We start from the raw sequence: 19,091 nt of genomic DNA on the forward strand, positions 1-19,091 counted from the left end.
AACCATACCGTCTTATTCACACGTTAGGGATAGTTATGACCATTTCAGTAAACCAACCAGATTGGGATTTTATCGCCACGTCTCCTGAATTAATGTTATCAAGTTTGACGCATATGGGGTTAATCGAAATCACTGGTGAGCAAGGGCGCAGTTTCATTCATGGCCAAGTCACCACAGATATTACCTCCCTTGGCACAAACGAGTGGAAATGGGGTGCTCATTGCGACCCTAAAGGTAAAATGCTCGCCAGTTTCCGTGGGTTTTCAATCGGCGATAGCTTATTCATGTTACTGCCAAAAAGTACTTTAAGCTTGGATTTACCTCAGTTACAAAAATACGCTGTATTCAGTAAAGCCGAACTCGCCGATGTCAGTAATGATTATCAAATAATGGGTATTGCTGGCCCAAAAGCACAAGCCTTTGCAACTGAACATTTTGGCGATGTATCGCAACCACTTAACCTTGTTGAGCAAGGTGTGATTATTCGTGATGGTGAACGTTTTATTGCCATTATTAACAATGCAGCAGCACAAACCATTATCAGCCAATCGGGACAAACATTGTTTGCTGCAAGTGCATGGCAAGCATTGGAAATTAAAGCCGGTTATCCAAACATAGATGCCGCTCATTCCGGCCAGTACGTTGCGCAAATGTGCAACCTACAAGCCATTAATGGCATTAGCTTTACCAAAGGCTGTTACATGGGCCAGGAAACCATTGCCAGGATGAAATATCGCGGTGGCAATAAACGTGCATTGTATATTTTGTCTGGTACTACCATGCAAACCATCAGCACTGACACTCAATTAGAAATTGCCCTTGAAGGCGGCTTCCGTCGTGGTGGCAATATCATTGAATGCGTCCAATATGGTGACAAGGTACTGCTTACCGCGGTGTTGCCAAATGATACCGAAAACAACGCTCAACTTCGTATTACCGGAGATGAAAGCTCACAGCTAACTATTATCGAGTTGCCATATTCTTTAGCAGATGCTTAATTAATTGATGTTGTATCTTCATTAAGCGAGCCATTGGCTCGCTTTTTTATTTTTTGAACATTAATGATCTATATCACGTATATTATTGATAATATTACTCTGTTTATTCAGAACTTCAATTAAGCTAATTCGTTATGGAGCGACTATGACTACTATCGTCACCTTAGAAAATATTAGTAAAGGGTTCCGCGATGGCGAGTCATTTCATTCGGTGCTTAATCACGTCAACCTGACTTTGCAGCAAGGTCAAACTATCGCATTAACCGGGCCTAGCGGCAGCGGTAAAAGTACCTTACTGAATATCATTGGTGGCTTTGAAACCATAGACAACGGTGACATGTTAATCCGTCAGGCTGATAACATGCGATCGGTGACAAAGTGGCAAGATAAGCAATGGAGCCAATATCGACGTCAGTCGCTCGGGGTTATATTCCAACAATTTAACTTACTCACACCATTAAATGTGCGCGACAACATTCAATTTTCACTGGCGTTAAATCAGTTAGCATGGAGCCCTTGGTGTGATGAACTTTGCCACCAGCTAGGATTAACGCCATTGTTAGACCGCAACGTTGAAAACTTATCCGGAGGGCAACAACAGCGAGTGGCTATCGCGCGGGCATTAGCTCACAAACCACAACTCATATTAGCCGACGAACCGACAGGTAATCTTGATCAACACGCCGGATTACAAGTCATGCAACTACTTACCGAACTCGCTCAACAAGCCAACTGTTGTATTTTAATGGTGACTCACAGCGAACAATGTGCCGCATTTATGCAGCATCGCTGGCACGTCGAAAATCAACAGATTGTGATTAACCCTGCTGACATGACATTGCAAGGTTAAGCCCATGACAACTAACTCTTCATCATACTTATTCTCAATTAAGCGCTTAAGGTTATGCTTGCACCTGTTTGCCAGCCATTATCGTCATGCCCCCCTGCAAGCCAGTGCTATTTTACTGGGCATCATGCTCGCGGTAACGTTACTGATTGGCGTATACGCCACCAACGAAAACGCCAAACAAAGCTATGGCAATGTATCCGAACTAATGAGCCAACAAGCTCGCTTATCGATTAGCCACCGTACAGAAAGCAGTATTGATGAGTCAGTTTATTTTGCATTAGCCAATGCAGGATTCAATACCATTGCCAGCATTGAAGGCATCGCAACCGATGAACAAGGCCGATTATGGCGGGTTAATAGTAGTGATGTAGTTGCCGCTATGACCAGCAACATGCAACAGCAAAAATCAGGTGCTAGCTCATCGATAACAGCGACGCATATTCCGCTAGCAGAATTACTGGCAGGCAAACCCAAAGTGCTAATGTCGGCAAGCCAGCGCGAACGCATGAATAAAGTGACCAACAACACTGACCGCATAATACTGAGCGACACTGCTGTTGAACTCGTTGCCATTGATGATTCGTGGGGGCTTGGTTCGGCAATTTTGGCCGATATCTCACTCGCTCAACCCTTGCTGAATATGCAGGGTAAGTTAAGTTACGTTGCCGTATTTGATTCACCCTCTTCAAATGCAAATATCTCAGCCGCAAACGAATCAGAAACAGATGAGCAACTGATAGCTCGATTAACGAACACCCTAACCCAAGCAGGTATTGATACCAGTAAGCTAAATTTCACCACCCAAACGAGTGAAGGCGAATCGCTTACCGCCCTCACTGCCAGCTTTCATCTTAATCTTGATGCCATGAGCATGTTGGCCTTTGTTGTCGGCTTATTTATTGCCTATAACGGGGTTCGTTATAGCTTAATGAAGCGTCAAAAATTGCTGGTGCAAATCATGCAGCAAGGGCTCGATAGGCGCACCATCATGCTTGCCCTAAGCATTGAAATAGTCTGTTTAGTGTTTATTGGCTGTGTATTAGGTTTTATTGTCGGACTGCAATTATCGCAATGGCTACAACCTATGGTCGCCATCACTCTTGAACAGCTTTATGGCGCCAAATTATTACCCGGAAACTGGCAATGGCAATGGTTTGCACAAGCACTCATATTAACCTTGTCAGCGGCATTTGCTGCTTGTATTCCCATGCTGATAAACCTGATTAACACCCCACTTGCGCAAGGGGCTCAAAAACAACCACAAAGCCAACAATTCGGCATTATTCATTGGCGACAATTTATCATCGCAGCATTGCTAATCTTAGTGTGTACTATCGCCTTCGCTTTTACCGAACAGTATCGCCATAGCCTAGTATTACTGGGTATTCTCTCGGTTGCGATTCCGTTATTGTTACCTCAATTTTTACATTGGGGAGTTAACTTACTCAGTCCATTTATGCCTAAAGGACTGTGGCAATACGTGATTGCCGAAACCAAAGAGATTATTGCTCCTCTCGCGCTTGCGATGATGGCAATGCTGCTAGCTTTGTGTGCCAATATTGCCATGAACACCTTAGTGGGCAGTTTTGAAATTACCTTAAAAAAATGGCTCGATGCCCGTTTGCATGCAGATTTATACATTAGACCCAATCCAAACCAAATCGATACCTTAACGATATTATTGGAACAAGATCCCAAGGTTGAAGCGATTTATGAGCAATGGACTGTCGACAGCAACCTTAATCGAATTGAAACGCCGCAAACACAGGTTGCTATCCACCTTGTCAGTCGTGACCATTTGTCTTTAACCGAAACAACTGTATTTAAAACCACAGCCGATGACTTTTGGACAACATTCACAGCAGGTGAAAGCCTGATGATAAGTGAACCATTATCGATAAAATACCAACTCAATATAGGCGATAAAGTTCAGCTATCGCAACTTGGTCAAGCTAGCTTGAACATTGGCGGAATTTATTACGATTACGGTAATCCCCAAGGCGAAGCGATTATTACTCAGTCCTTATGGCAGCAATCTCAATTACCCGCCAAACCCATTAGCCTAGCCGTGTCTTATCAAGGTGATATTACTCCACTACAAGACAATATTAGCCAGCAAATCAATCTGTCTTCTGCTTACATGTACAGCCAGCAGCGAATTAAAACTGAAGCGATTAACATATTTAATAAAACATTCTCAATCACTGTAGTGCTTAATAGCTTAACCTTACTGGTAGCTGCCATTGGCTTATTCAGTGCCTGTATGATGCTAACGCAAGCGAGGCAAGCACCATTAGCCCGCTTGTATGCTCTAGGTGTTAGTCGTAATCAATTACGGATGATGGTGTTAGTGCAAATGCTATTTATCGTGTTATTAACCTGCTTGGTCGCGTTACCGACAGGCGCGTTACTGGGTTATTTATTAATTCATAAAGTCACGTTACAAGCATTTGGCTGGAGCATCGCCATGGTGTGGGATTGGGCGGCATATGCTCAAGTGGTGATCATTGCTGTGGTCAGTTGTTTACTTGCAGTGTGTTTACCTTTGTATTGGCAAACCAGAAAACCCTTGATATCCAGCTTGCAACAGGAAGCACTATGACCTCTTTCACTTTCAAGAGCGTACTCAACGTCGCGTTCAAAACTGTTAGCTACAGAGTGCAGAAGCAATGGTTGATGGTCATTGTCTTTCCTCTTAGCGCATTGCTAGTGGCTTGCTCTCCTCAGCAAAATGTTGCAGTAAAACAGTCTACCATTAGCAGTATGTCGTCAGCTTCTGCTGAAGGTTATAGCGAAGTAATTCAAGGTAAAACCTTACTCTTTCCGCAAGACCACTTAGCTCACGATGACTTTAAAATTGAGTGGTGGTATTTAACCGCAAACTTGACCACCGCTGCAGGTGAAGATGTAGGCGTGCAATGGACTCAATTTCGTATCGGAATGACACCACCAGTAAGCCCTCAAGCGACAACAACGAATAATTGGGTGACCAATCAGCTTTACATGGCACATGCCGCGGTAACCACAAATACTGAACATTTAATGGCCGAAAAATGGTCACGAGGCCACCCACAACTTGCAAGCGTTAAACCACAACCATTTGAAGTACATTTACAAAACTGGCAATGGTTAAGTAAGTCTGACAGTCTGTTTCCGGCCACATTAAATGTCGCTAGTGATAAGTTTAGTTATCAATTACAGCTAAACAGTCAGCAACCTCTGCAATTACAAGGCGATAAAGGTTATAGCAGCAAAAGTGCAGACCAAAGCGTGGCATCTTATTATTACAGCCAACCCTTTATTGATGTAACGGGTCTAGTTACCCGTCATGGTGTTACTGAAAAAGTCAGCGGTAAAGCTTGGCTTGACCGCGAATGGAGTTCACAATTTTTAACCAAGGCCCAGCAAGGTTGGGATTGGTTTTCACTGCGTTTAGACGACAACTCAACGTTAATGGCATTTAGACTGCGCGGCGAAAATGACCAAGCACATTTTTACAGTGCTAGAAGGATGTTCGCTGATGGTAGTGGTCACAATATTAATAGCCGAGACAACCCTAATGATATCGATATGCAACCCACTCAGTGGCAACAAACGGCATTAGGCAATCATCCTATTGCATGGCGAATTAACATTAACAGTGAAGCCATCGACGTCACAACTCAAGCCGTTAACCCCAACAGCGACATGCCAGTATCAACCTCATATTGGGAAGGCCCCATTACGATTAAAGGCAGCCACCAAGGTCAAGGTTATATGGAGCTTACGGGTTACTAGGCCTGTTTACCATTCGAGTGGAATGCGCTCTCGAAGATAAGCAAGCCTTGGCCTACCTACAAAGATCATACCTCTCAAAATCTCAATTCCCCATTCCTTGGTACCATGTTAGCAACAGAGCACCAATGGGCTTTTAATCCGCAAATAATCTGCATCTCAAGCACAATACGCTTTACAAGCAATCTCTAAAACAGCATTTACCTAATTGTTAAAATGAGATTTACATCACGCTGAAAAATGTGACCTTGCACAACTATTAACCACTATACCCATTCTGAGGTATACCCATGTTATTAGTAAGGTCTAGACTCACTCTATCACGTCACCTCCAATGACTATCACGTACCAAGTACAACATTCTAAGAGTGAGGAACACCATGAGCATCAGTCGTCGCGAGTTTTTAAAAGCCAACGCCGCTGCCGCAGCAGCGTCGGCCGTGGGTATCGCTATTCCAATTAATATCGTTCAAGCTGCAGAAGGTAAAAGTGAAATAAAATGGGATAAAGCCCCATGTCGCTTTTGCGGTGTAGGTTGTAGTGTTTTAGTGGGTACTCGAAATGGTAAAATTGTTGCCACTCAAGGCGACCCTGAAAGCCCTGTTAACAAAGGCTTAAATTGTATTAAAGGTTATTTCTTATCTAAAATCATGTATGGCAAGGACCGATTAACCTCGCCATTACTCAGAATGAAAGATGGAAAATATGATAAAGAAGGTGATTTTACGCCAGTAAGTTGGGACGTTGCCTTTGATACCATGGCCGAAAAATGGAAAGCCAGCATAGCCAAAAAAGGCCCAACTTCTGTAGGGATGTTTGGTTCTGGTCAATGGACCATTTGGGAAGGCTACGCCGCATCTAAGCTTCATAAAGCAGGTTTTCTGACCAACAATATCGACCCTAATGCACGCCATTGTATGGCATCAGCTGTTGGCGGATTCATGCGTACCTTCGGGATTGATGAACCCATGGGTTGTTATGATGACTTAGAAGCCGCTGACCACTTTGTATTGTGGGGCGCCAACATGGCAGAAATGCATCCCATCTTATGGGCACGTTTAACAGACCGTCGCTTAAGCCATAAAGATGCCCGCGTACACGTACTCTCTACTTACGAGAACCGTAGCTTTGACTTAGCAGATAATGCCATGGTGTTTAAGCCTCAAACAGACTTAGTCATCTTAAATTATATTGCCAACTACATTATTCAAAACAAAGCCGTAAACAAAGACTTTGTTAGCAAGCACACTAAATTTGCCCTAGGTACCACTGACATTGGTTATGGCTTGCGCCCTGAACATCCATTGGAAAAGAAAGCTAAAAACCCAGGTAGCGGTGATGCCAAACCGATTAGCTTTGACGAGTATGCTAAATTCGTTAGCACTTACACTGTAGAATACGCAGCTAAAATGAGCGGCGTACCGGCTGACAAACTTGAGATTATGGCAAAAGCTTACGCCGACCCTAACATCAAAGTGATGAGCTTATGGACCATGGGTATAAACCAGCATACTCGTGGTGTGTGGGCAAATAACATGCTCTATAACATCCACTTACTCACCGGTAAAATAGCCACTCCGGGCAACAGCCCATTCTCGTTAACGGGCCAACCTTCAGCTTGTGGTACTGCTCGTGAAGTAGGCACATTCTCACATCGTTTACCTGCTGACATGGTGGTGAACAATGATAAACATCGTGAAATTACTGAAAAACTTTGGCAAGTCCCTGCCGGCACTATTCCAGCCAAACCTGGATACCATGCCGTACTGCAAAGCCGTATGCTTAAAGATGGTAAATTAAACTGTTATTGGACTATGTGTACTAACAATATGCAGGCTGGTCCTAATATCAATGATGAAGTTTATCCAGGTTTCCGTAATCCAGAAAACTTTATTGTGGTCTCGGATCCTTACCCAACTATCACGGCAATGGCCGCAGACTTAATTCTTCCAACCGCAATGTGGGTTGAAAAAGAAGGCTCTTATGGTAACGCGGAACGCCGTACCCATTTCTGGCATCAGCTTGTTCCAACACCTGAAGGGTCTAAGTCTGATTTATGGCAGTTAGTTGAATTTTCTAAACGTTTTAAAGTGAGTGAAGTCTGGCCTGCTGAATTAATCGCTAAACAACCTGAGCTAGCCGATAAAACGTTATATGAAGTGTTATTTGCTAACGGCGTAATCAATAAGTTCCCTACCAGCGATTGTAAAGGTGCTTATAACGATGAAAACGAACACTTTGGTTTTTACCTGCAGAAAGGTATTTTCGAAGAATATGCTCAATTTGGTCGCGGCCATGCACACGATTTAGCAGACTTTGACACTTACCATCAAACGCGAGGATTACGCTGGCCTGTCGTTAATGGCAAAGAAACTACCCGCCGCTTCGTTGAAGGCAGTGACCCTTATGTCAAAGCCGGTGAAGGCTTCAATTTTTACGGTAAACCAGATGGGAAAGCCGTCATATTTGCACTGCCTTATGAACCCGCTGCAGAAGAGCCTAATGAAGAATTTGATCTGTGGATGTCAACAGGACGAGTACTGGAACATTGGCACACAGGGTCAATGACCGCTCGCGTACCTGAATTGCATAAAGCAATGCCAAGTGCTCAAGTCTTTATGCATCCTGCTGACGCTAAAGCACGTGGGTTAGCCCAAGGGGACGAGGTTACCGTGGCATCACCACGTGGAGAAATCAACACCCGAGTGGAAACCAAAGGTCGCAACAAGCCACCTAGAGGGGTGGTCTTTATGCCATTCTTCGACGCTAAACAATTAGTCAACAAGCTGCTTTTGGATGCAACTGACCCATTATCAAAAGAAACTGATTTCAAAAAGTGTCCAGTAAAAATATTTAAAGCCTAATACTGCTTTTATATTAATTGCTGCAGCTGTCACTGGATTATTACACCATGACAGCTGCGACACTCGATTTCTACATTCATTAGGATGTAACGGAGATGAAAATGAAAAAATTACTTAGCGTCGTGGCCATACTATTAAGCCTTAGCGCATATTCTGGACAACAAGCCGTAGCAGACAATACTCCTGTAAAAGTAGAGTCTCGTGTAGGTAACGTCGCCATAACCGACAACTCACCTGCTGATGCTATCGCCACCTACCCTACAAGAGGAAAAGCTATCGCGCGCAGCTTTGCAGAACAACCGCCGTTAATCCCTCACAAAGATAGCTATAGCATCACTACAGACAAAAATGGCTGTCTAACATGCCATAGCTGGGATAAAGCAAAAAGAATGAAAGCAACGCCAGTGGCGAAGTCACACGTTATAGATGACAAAGGCACATTAAATGGCATGAACTACTTCTGCGTACAGTGCCATGTTGCACAAGCAGATAATAAACAGGAGTTAGTGGAAAACACATTTACGACAAAGTAATTAGTGAAGATATAAATTCCCCCCATTCCTCAATTTGAGCAATGCCACTTCAATCGAAGTGGCATTTTTTTATCAGTGTCAGTGTTAAAACGGTACAAGTCCGAACAACAAAAGGGCTAAAAACAAAACCCAGCCTAGGCTGGGTTTGTTGGTTTATATGTCTGCTGTGTAACTGGCGAACTCGGTTCTGCTGATGTTTGTGACGTATTAGGTGATTGTATCTCATGCTTCACAGGCATCGCCGCTTGCCATAATGCACCGACCCATAAACTTGATGTTGACTTCATAACCATTGCTCCGTTTTTGTTAACGAGTTCAAAGTAATCGTTTAGGGTTCATAGGTAAAATGAATAATTACCATAGAGAGGATTCCATTTAAGCATGAACATCCCAATCAAGACCTTACAGACCTTTCTCACCATAGTTGAAACCAAAAACTTTACCCGGGCGGCACAAAAATGTTTTATGACCCAACCGACACTGACAAAAACCATTCAACGTTTAGAAGACAACATTGGTGAGCAATTGCTTATCAGGAATAACCAAACAGTAGAATTAACCCAAGCAGGACAATTGTTTGAGCAAAGTGCACGGGAAATTTTAGGCCATTGGCATCGACTACAAGAAGGTATTAACAACCTCAGTGGCTTGAAGTCAGGACGATTACGACTTGGTGTCTGCCCTATGATGAGTAGTTTAATCACTCCTTTGCTGACCGATTATCGACGAAAATATCCCGGAATCGAATTACAGATGTACGAGTATGGCGGATTTGGTTGCGAGCAAGCACTATTGAGCAACAGTCTAGATATAGCCTTTACTGCACTTCCGACAACGCATAAAACAGAGTTAGCAAGTCAACTTCTGACTAAATATCCCTTACTGGCTTGCTTACCAGAAGGCCACCCACTCGCTAACAATGCTGACATACGCTGGCAAGACTTTGAATCTTATCCCTTCATTCTTTACAACGAAGACTTTTCATTAGCAAAGTTAATTAATTATTTAAGCCGTAAAGTTGGTGTAAACCTCAATATCGCCTTTCGAACAGGTCAGTGGGACTTTTTAGCCGCAATGGTTGAAGCTAACTTAGGCGTCGCGATTTTACCCGAACCCATTTGCCAACGGCTAACCAATAGCAAACTGGTATTTAAACCTATGCAACCGGCAATGACCTGGGATCTGGCTTTAATATGGCGAGAGAACCTACCGTTAACCCCACCAGCCCAAGCGCTATTAACGCTCAGCAGAAACAGTCATGAATAATATCAATACTGTGTCATAACCATTTAATATCGTAGAAATCACATAAAAAAGACATAAAAAAACCGCTGCCTAGGCAACGGTTTTTATGGGCAAGTCGAAACTAGAATTACTTCTTAGCTTCAGCAGCCTTACGTTCTTTAACTTGAGCAACAACTTTCTCAGAAACGCTGTTTGGACAAGGGCTGTAATGAGCAAATTCCATAGAGAATTGACCACGGCCTGAAGTCATTGTACGTAGTGAACCGATATAACCGAACATTTCTGATAACGGTACGTCAGCTTTAATACGAACACCTGTAACACCAGCGTTTTGATCTTTGATCATACCGCGACGACGGTTAAGGTCACCAATTACGTCACCAACGTTGTCATCTGGGCTGAATACGTCAACGTTCATGATAGGCTCAAGAAGTTGTGCACCGGCTTTAGGCATAGATTGACGGAAAGCACCTTTAGCAGCGATTTCGAACGCGATAGCTGACGAGTCAACTGCGTGGAAAGCACCGTCTTGAAGCACAAGTTCAACGTCTAACACAGGGAAACCTGCGATAGTACCTGTGTTCATCATGCTCTTGAAACCTTTCTCAACAGCAGGCCAGAATTCTTTAGGTACGTTACCACCAACCACTTTAGAAGTGAAAGTGAAACCAGTGTTTTGCTCGCCAGGGCGAATAGTGTAGTCAATTTTACCAAACTGACCAGAACCACCAGACTGTTTCTTGTGCGTGTAGCTATCTTCAATTTCTTTAGTGATAGTTTCACGGTAAGCAACTTGAGGCTCGCCTACAATTAGGTCAACGCCGTAAGTACGCTTAAGAATATCAACCTTAATGTCTAAGTGAAGTTCACCCATACCTTTAAGGATGGTTTCACCAGAATCAATGTCAGTCTCTACACGGAAAGATGGATCTTCTGCAATCATTTTACCGATAGCGATACCCATTTTCTCAGAACCGCCTTTATCTTTTGGCGTAACAGAGATAGAGATAACTGGCTCAGGGAATACCATGGCTTCTAGTGTACAAGGGTGCTTAGGATCACATAAAGTGTGACCAGTTTGCACGTTCTTCATACCAACGATAGCGATAATGTCACCAGCTTGTGCTGATTCAAGTTCGTTACGTTCGTTAGCTTGCATCTCAACCATACGGCCAATACGTTCTGTTTTGCCAGTGAATGAGTTAAGGATGGTGTCACCCTTCTTCAAACGGCCAGAGTAGATACGTACGAAAGTTAACGCACCAAAACGGTCATCCATAATCTTGAACGCTAATGCTTTAAAAGGTGCATCAACATCAACGATTGCGAATTCGCCATTTTCGTTACCTTCTTCGTCAGTTAGAGGTTGTGGATCAACTTCAACTGGATCAGGTAAATAATCAACAACGGCATCTAGCAATAACTGCATACCTTTGTTTTTGAATGCTGAACCACAGTATGTTGGGAACACAGCCATTGTACGAGTACCCGCACGGATACAACGCTTAACGTCTTCAATAGATGGTTGAACACCTTCCATGTAAGCTTCTAATAAAGCATCGTCTTGCTCAAGAGCAGTTTCGATCAGCAATTCACGGTATTCTTCAACGATGTCAACCATGTCAGCTGGTACAGGCTTAATTTCGAAGTTTTCTGGTAAACCAGTATCATCCCAAATGTGAGCTTCACGAGTTAGTAGGTCAACAACACCACAGAATTCGTCTTCGATACCGATTGGTAAAACCATAACCAATGGGTTAGCCGCTAATACGTCTTTAGTTTGCTTAACAACACGTAAGAAGTCAGCACCCATACGGTCTAACTTGTTTACGAAGATGATACGCGCAACTTCAGAATCGTTAGCATAACGCCAGTTTGTTTCTGACTGAGGCTCAACGCCGCCTGAACCACAGAATACACCGATACCGCCGTCAAGCACTTTTAGCGAACGATAAACTTCAACTGTAAAGTCAACGTGGCCAGGAGTGTCAATAACGTTAAAACGGTGATCTTTCCAGAAACAGCTTACCGCTGCAGACTGAATGGTAATACCGCGCTCAGCTTCCTGTTCCATGAAGTCTGTGGTTGATTCACCATCATGTACTTCACCGATCTTATGGATCTTACCGGTTAGCTTAAGGATACGCTCGGTGGTCGTGGTTTTACCCGCGTCAACGTGAGCGAAGATACCAATGTTTCTGTATTTGGATAATTCGGTCATGATTCAACTTTAATGATTAGTTTAAGAAGTAGACGGAGCATGCGAAAAAGAACCGACACACCGCACATCAGGTTATTAAGGCGCATATTGTAAATTGGAACCTTGCTGGGCGCAAATAGCTGTTGCAATATTTATTTGTTTTTAGCATAAAAAAGCTCAATTAATGCTATAAATTGCATATAAAACAATTGACTAAAATATAGTAGATTATTTTTTAGTCTTAGGAGTAATTTGACCGAAAAATGTTAAATTTTAGATGAAATACCTAAATCGGCATTTTTAGAGCCACATAATGTCGCGAAACAACATCACACCACAACAAATATGCATTTATTCACATAAAGATCGATTTTTGCTAATGGCACAAACATCCAGCAAGATGTGGTTTTTATCTACGCACTACAATATTGATTACGCCCAGACTGCTTAGCTTTGTATAACGCGGCATCGGCTCGTTCAAAGCAAGCTTGTATAGGTTCATTCTCGCCCAATAAGGCAATCCCGAAACTACAAGTCACGTTAATATTGTGATAAAAATGAAAATAACTAAGTTCATCAGTAATTCGTTGGCAAAGCTCAGTGGCATCGTGTAACTGTACATGCTGACAAACCACCACAAACTCTTCACCGCCCCACCGGGCTACAACGTCAAGTTCCCTTACTGATGCTTGTAATACTTGTGCGACTTGAACTAATATTTTGTCTCCAATTGCATGTCCATGCAGGTCATTTATTGCTTTAAATAAATCAATATCCATGATGATCAAACTCATCTTGTTGTTCTGACCCATTTTTTTCAGCGGCTGCCTTGCATCATCTAAAAAGGTTTGATTAAAATATTGGCGGTTATACAATTTTGTCAGCGGATCATGTTGAGCCAAAAAATCGAGGTCGCAATTTTTCTTCTCCAGCTCTAACTGTAATTTTTGCAACTGCTTGTTGTTGGTTTCTAAATGAAGGTTGTACTTGCTCACACACATTGTTCGGTAAAGCAGAAATAAGATAAACATTCCTAGAGCAGTCACCACTTGGATCACTAGGCTGTAATCAATGTCTTCAATAACAGTAATATTATGCCATTTTTTATAAATTGAAATATGGTCTGCCTTAGTGATTTTTGCCAATCCAGCATTAATCTGTGGCAGCAAACCTTGCTTTGCATGAGTAACGCCAATACGTAACTCATCTTCAGGACCACCCCAACCCGCTATTTTTAGCGAGGTTAACCCGTGTTGTTGAATATACGCGTTAACAGAAAACATCGACCCTACGAAGACATCCGCGTCACCGTTAGCCACCTTTTCCAATCCTTGTCGCTCATTATCAGTCAACACGGTATTGATAGTCGGGTAAAATTGTTGGATATATTCCACTAGACGATAATCTTTGGGTATAGCCAATAAGCGATCACCGATGTTTTCAAAGCCTTGTAAAAAAGGTTGGGATTTTAATGACACCAAGACGTTTGGAGATTTAAAAAAAATATCGCTAAAAGAGAGATAGGCGTCGCGTTTGGGGGTTTGATTTAAAATGGGGGTTAACTCGCATATACCTTGTTTGAGTAATTCTAAACTCTGTCGCCAAGACGAGGTGGGCACTAACACAAAAGTCAAATCGGTATAGTCGGTTAATAATGCTAAATAATCAGATGAAATACCAGTATGACGGCCATCGACAATGGCTTCATAAGGTAACCAATCGGGATCAACACAATAACGGATGATATTACGGTTTTTTGAATTGATGGCAGACTGACTCTCAACCACCGAAGCACTGGCATGCTTAGCGTTAATCAAATTAATGAATATCAACAGCGTAATCAATAATACGCTAGAGAACTCAAGTCGACTCAATGTTCGCATCATTTTTCAAAATAGTATGCTCCAACAATATGGTCCAACAAATTAGTTGAACCAAAAGTGTATATACTCTTAAGTGTATTACAACATACGAAAGTATGACAAAAAAATACCCGCTAAATAGCGGGTATTTTATTCAATAATCAATCGTAGGTATTACGCTTCGATTGGCAAAATAACAAACAGTAAGTCGCCTTGTGAAACTTGCTGTCCATTGCTATTAAGAATACGTTCAATACGATACTTTTGGTCTTCAGGATATAACACACCTGTTTGACGATTAAAGCCCGCTAACGTTAGTTGAGAGAACATCTTCATTGCTTCCATCAATGCCAATGTTTGTTCAACCGTGACAATGTCACCTTCTTTAACAAAGTCTGCTTCACCTGGTGCTGGAGAGGTATAGAAAATACCTGCACCTTGAGCCAATACTTTCAACTCGTTGCTTTCGCCAACACGTAATGATTCAGTATCAACCTCAATCGCTTCTGCTGCCGCTTCCATTTCAGCAATCAGTGCTGGAATGTCTAACTCAGCCATTAAGCGTGGCAAGTAGTTTGTGTCATACACCCCTTCGTTGAAGGTTGGATCTTTAAGGATAAGCTTCAACAATGGAATGTTAGTCGCAATACCTTTAATCACTACGCTATCTAAGTAGGCATACATTTTAGACACAACGTCGGCACGGTCAGTACCTCGTATAATGATCTGTGCGATCAAGCTGTCATAGTATGGCGATACTTCCTTACCCGCTGCTGCAATCGAAATAATTTCTACATCGTCACGCTGAGGCAATACACATTCAGTGATTTTACCAGGATTAGGAATAAGCTGAAGAATACCGTGGCTATCAAGCGCCGCTTTTTCCGCAGTCACACGCACTTCCATGGCGTAACCTTGGTCTATTGGCTGTAGATTTTCAATTGAACGACCCGCAGCAATATCAAACTGCGCGCTAACAATATCAATACCCGATGTCGCTTCAGTCACAGGATGCTCTACTTGAAGACGTGTGTTCATCTCCATGAAGTACACTTCGTTAGCATCTAAGTTATAAATAAACTCAACGGTACCTGCGCCCATGTAATCGGTCGCTTCACCTAACGCACGAGTGTATTCCATCACGCGCTGCTTGAGCTCTTCAGGCAACATAGTCGAACCAGACTCTTCAATCACTTTCTGGTTATTACGTTGCACTGAACAGTCGCGAATACCCAATACTTTGGTATTACCAAATTTATCACGCAGTAACTGCACTTCAATATGACGCAATGATGTAACGTATTTCTCTAAATACAAATCGCCATTACCAAACGCAGCGGCGGCTTCTGTCGCAGTTTTCTGGAAGAAACCAATCATGTCCTCAGGGCGTTTAACAACCTGAATACCTTTACCACCACCACCTTGGACCGCTTTTAACAGCACAGGATAACCAATTTCAGACGCTACGTTCACGGCTTGTTCTGCGTTTGTCAAAATACCATGACTACCAGGAACAACCGGCACATTTTGCTTTTGAGAAGTATGGATAGCATTAGATTTGTTACCCATGGTCGTCATTGAATGCACGCTAGGACCAACAAAGTTGACCCCATTGTTAACACATAATGCCGCAAACTGTGGGCTTTCTGACAAGAAACCAATACCTGGGTGCAACGCATCAACGTTTTCATACTCAGCGACTTTCAATACTGAGTAAGCATTGAGGTAACTTTCATCTGATGTATTACCACCAATACACACAAGTTTATCAGTATCTTTCAGCATATCTGCTGGAACAGATGTCATGTCTGGATCTGAGGCCACCAACACCACATTAATGTTGTTGTCGTGTGCTTTACGAATCAGTTTAACTGCCGTACAACCACGAGCATGCACTAGTACTTTATGGATAGGCTTCATCAATGCACGAGGATCGTCCTGTACAATAACGTCCTCTAGCTCAATCACTTCAGGCACTAAAGTCGACAACGCTTTGCTAATCACGTCTTCAATCTTAATTGTCGGTAATGGCATCAGTGGATCAATACCCGACAACTGAGTGTCTAAGGTGTCGCTAAATGGATTATGAACTAACCCCGTCATTGCCCCTGGCACTTTAGATAAGTAGTTAGACAATGTGGCTGTAGATGGTAAGTACGCAGGTACCACCATTTGACCAGCAAACGGCATATTGGTGCCAGAAAGATAGTAAGTCTGCACTAAAGGATGGGTTACAAAACTGGCTTGAGCACCACCAGTACAATCACCAAAACCAAACATCAATACCGGTAATTCGTTATCACGAATAAAGCGCGTAATACGATCGTTCACGACCGCCATTGAAAACAATGCCGCTGCACCTTCTTTAGTTTGCATACCACCAGAGCTGATAAAACAAATAACCGGTAATTTACGCTTTGCACATTCAATTAATAGCGAACTGAATTTTTCAGCACTGGCCATATCAAATGCACCCGCTTGGAATGCCGTATTTGAAATGGCAACACCAACACGTAACTTACTGCCATTATTATTAAAGTCAGCCAGACCGGTAATTAAACCACAAGGGCGGATCTTTTTATCAATAGCATCTTCAATCGATAAACGGAAACCAGGGAAGTTAAGCATGTTAGCTGACATTTTGTCGGCATCAATTTCATCAAACTTAGTAAAGAACTGTTTGATAATATTTTCCCAGCCCATCTTGCCTTGTTTTTTCTCTTCGCGAAGAATTTTTTGGATCAGTAAGTCTTGGTAACCCATTGTTAAACGGTTCCAAAAATCCTTACGACGACCAATACGTACAGGGTTAATTGTCCCCGTGTATTTATCGTGTTCATCTTCACTATCAAAGTACTCTGGTAATAGACGCTCGAAGAAATAAGTTAAGATTACAAACAGCGAATCGTTTAACTGCGGGAAACCCACACTCTTCCATTGCTCTACACGAGTAAGCAATTCAGCACGATTCGATTGATCCATAAAGTATTTAAGCCACTTATAGAACTTGCTCTTGTCGTTAGCTTTGTCGCTTGTCGATAATGCGTTATCAATCGATTTGTGGAGTAATTTATCCACTGATTCACGAGATAAACTTTTTGACATCATGGCTTCTTTCGAAATTGACGCCAAGCTGCCTACGACATTGTCATATAGCGCATTGAAGATAAGCACGTTATGACACTGCCAAATAAAATCAGCACGTAATTCATCGTTAACCACAATATCCAATACAGTAAGCTGACTTAGCTCAGGCCATGGAGCTTGCGTTGTAGATTTAGGCAGTGACTCTAAATGCTTAATTAAGCCATTGAAATTGTTAGCGGCGTTACTTTTCCAGCGATGGTATAACGACCAACCAATGTTAAATAACAATGCTTTACGTGCTTTTTTATAGTTCTCTTTTGGTTCACCCAAAATAAAACGTGTAATCACGTTACGTTCGGCAGAAATGTCTTTACGTTTAGCGCTGAATGTACCCCAAAGTTTATTCAGTTCTTCATCGTAAACAAGCTTATCTGGGTTGGTTAACCACGCCTGGAACACGCGTTCCTGTTCTTGCTTAATGCGCGCTAACAAATCACCTTCTGGCACGCTCACTTTTGATAAGCGACCATACTGTTCTTGTGAGATTGAATGAATACGGCTACGCAAGGTCAAATAACGCAAATAACGATATGCACTACCAAAAATATTGTGGTACATCGTTGGGTTATTGGCGACCGATAAGCGGGTATTATTTTCAAGTGTGAGCAGATTAGCCGACGGCGCTAAATAACGCTGTAAACTGCGATCATAATGCTCTTTTAAATCGGTAGATTCGCGCACAAAGTTCATTGCTGCACGTTCAACGGCTTCAATAGAACTGATAATCGCACGACGGAAATTATGCTGACGCTCATCTTTATCTGATGGAGTAAAATCGATAATGCCGTCAATACACCCAGCGGTATATAACTCTTCTGGTGACACGCCTACCGATTTAGCACATTCCTGCCATGACAAGTTGTACTTACGCGCAATGCTCTGTAAACCTTGTGGCTGAATGGTGTTAAAAATACCATCTCGTACAGATAGTAAAATGTTCGCTGCAGCTAATGGAATTGCACCACCTGAATAGCCTGCACCAATCACAATACCGACAGTCGGTACATCAACATTAGCACTTTCAGCAATCGCTTTAGAAATGGTATGCGCTTGATTTTGGCTATTGGCAATTTCGCCAGCATCTGCACCAGGAGTATCAATTAAATATACTATTGGCATCGACAATTCTGCGAAGTGACGGATAGCCTTACATGCTGCAAGATGGTGTTCTGGCATCCATGCACCGTTTGCGGTCGTGCGCTCTTGCGCAATAAAACCGATACGGCGAGTACGAGTACCAAAGTTAAGTTCCACTTCAGCACGGTAAAACGGTCCGATATGACTTTCGGCAATAATCTTGCCTTTTAAGTCAGCGATCATACGCTTCGCGCCTGGGCGGTTTTTATCCAAAGTCGGTTGAATAACTTTATTGACATAACCGTCAACGTCTAAAGATGCCAAACTCTTCAAGTTTGATTGAATGGAATCTTCTGTTAATAATCCTTTCACTTCTTCAGATAAACTCTGCTTGTTATGAGCAGGAAATAATGAAAAGTCTTTAGCCAAGTGTTCAGCTTGTAAGAAAAGTGGGTCAGCCGATAGTGCTTGAGTCTTGTTAGCGGGCTGCTTTTTGCTGGTCATCCTTAGATCCTCTGCTTATATAGCCTCTGAAAAATTT

Annotated in this window: 11 protein-coding genes; 7 read left to right on the plus strand and 4 right to left on the minus strand. The window is 42.5% G+C overall.

Annotated elements, in window-relative coordinates; genetic code table 11:
- Window positions 1-35: 35 nt before the first annotated feature.
- The 6 genes from ygfZ to HNW13_RS11295 all read left to right on the plus strand — a co-directional run bounded on the left by ygfZ (window position 36) and on the right by HNW13_RS11295 (window position 9,019).
- Window positions 36-998: a tRNA-modifying protein YgfZ gene (ygfZ, locus tag HNW13_RS11270; protein WP_192115424.1), complete on the plus strand. Its 963-nt coding sequence runs from the start codon at window positions 36-38 to the stop codon at window positions 996-998.
- A gap of 145 nt (window positions 999-1,143) precedes the next feature.
- A complete protein-coding gene (locus HNW13_RS11275) occupies window positions 1,144-1,848 on the plus strand; it encodes an ABC transporter ATP-binding protein (protein ID WP_101086180.1) in 705 nt (234 codons plus the stop codon).
- Window positions 1,849-1,852: 4 nt separating this feature from the next.
- Window positions 1,853-4,450: an ABC transporter permease gene (locus HNW13_RS11280; RefSeq protein ID WP_192115423.1), complete on the plus strand. Its 2,598-nt coding sequence runs from the start codon at window positions 1,853-1,855 to the stop codon at window positions 4,448-4,450.
- Window positions 4,447-5,625 (plus strand): lipocalin-like domain-containing protein, encoded by a 1,179-nt coding sequence (locus tag HNW13_RS11285; protein ID WP_243756245.1) that lies wholly within the window; start codon window positions 4,447-4,449, stop codon window positions 5,623-5,625. Before HNW13_RS11280 ends, HNW13_RS11285 begins: the two co-directional genes overlap by 4 nt.
- 377 nt (window positions 5,626-6,002) lie before the next feature.
- Complete coding sequence (gene napA / locus HNW13_RS11290) at window positions 6,003-8,486, plus strand: nitrate reductase catalytic subunit NapA (RefSeq protein ID WP_101086182.1); 2,484 nt, start codon at window positions 6,003-6,005, stop codon at window positions 8,484-8,486.
- Window positions 8,487-8,587: 101 nt separating this feature from the next.
- Window positions 8,588-9,019, plus strand: coding sequence for a nitrate reductase cytochrome c-type subunit (locus HNW13_RS11295; protein WP_101086183.1), 432 nt, complete (start codon window positions 8,588-8,590; stop codon window positions 9,017-9,019).
- A gap of 134 nt (window positions 9,020-9,153) precedes the next feature.
- Here the strand turns inward: HNW13_RS11295 and HNW13_RS11300 are convergent, their stop codons facing one another.
- Window positions 9,154-9,306 (minus strand): hypothetical protein, encoded by a 153-nt coding sequence (locus HNW13_RS11300; RefSeq protein ID WP_192115422.1) that lies wholly within the window; start codon window positions 9,304-9,306, stop codon window positions 9,154-9,156.
- A 94-nt stretch (window positions 9,307-9,400) separates the two neighbouring features.
- On the opposite strand from HNW13_RS11300, the gene HNW13_RS11305 reads away from it, so the two are divergent.
- Complete coding sequence (locus HNW13_RS11305; protein WP_192115421.1) at window positions 9,401-10,285, plus strand: LysR family transcriptional regulator; 885 nt, start codon at window positions 9,401-9,403, stop codon at window positions 10,283-10,285.
- Window positions 10,286-10,391: 106 nt separating this feature from the next.
- On the opposite strand, the gene fusA is transcribed toward HNW13_RS11305, so the two are convergent.
- From fusA to HNW13_RS11320, 3 genes are all read right to left on the minus strand, one after another.
- Window positions 10,392-12,485 (minus strand): elongation factor G, encoded by a 2,094-nt coding sequence (fusA, locus tag HNW13_RS11310; RefSeq protein ID WP_101086185.1) that lies wholly within the window; start codon window positions 12,483-12,485, stop codon window positions 10,392-10,394.
- 392 nt (window positions 12,486-12,877) lie between these two features.
- Complete coding sequence (locus HNW13_RS11315) at window positions 12,878-14,347, minus strand: diguanylate cyclase (RefSeq protein ID WP_192115786.1); 1,470 nt, start codon at window positions 14,345-14,347, stop codon at window positions 12,878-12,880.
- Between the two features lie 153 nt (window positions 14,348-14,500).
- Complete coding sequence (locus HNW13_RS11320; RefSeq protein WP_192115420.1) at window positions 14,501-19,054, minus strand: biotin carboxylase N-terminal domain-containing protein; 4,554 nt, start codon at window positions 19,052-19,054, stop codon at window positions 14,501-14,503.
- Window positions 19,055-19,091: the final 37 nt, after the last annotated feature.

The organism is Shewanella sp. BF02_Schw (genome assembly GCF_014596695.2).
In the GTDB taxonomy this organism is placed as follows: Bacteria; Pseudomonadota; Gammaproteobacteria; order Enterobacterales; family Shewanellaceae; genus Shewanella.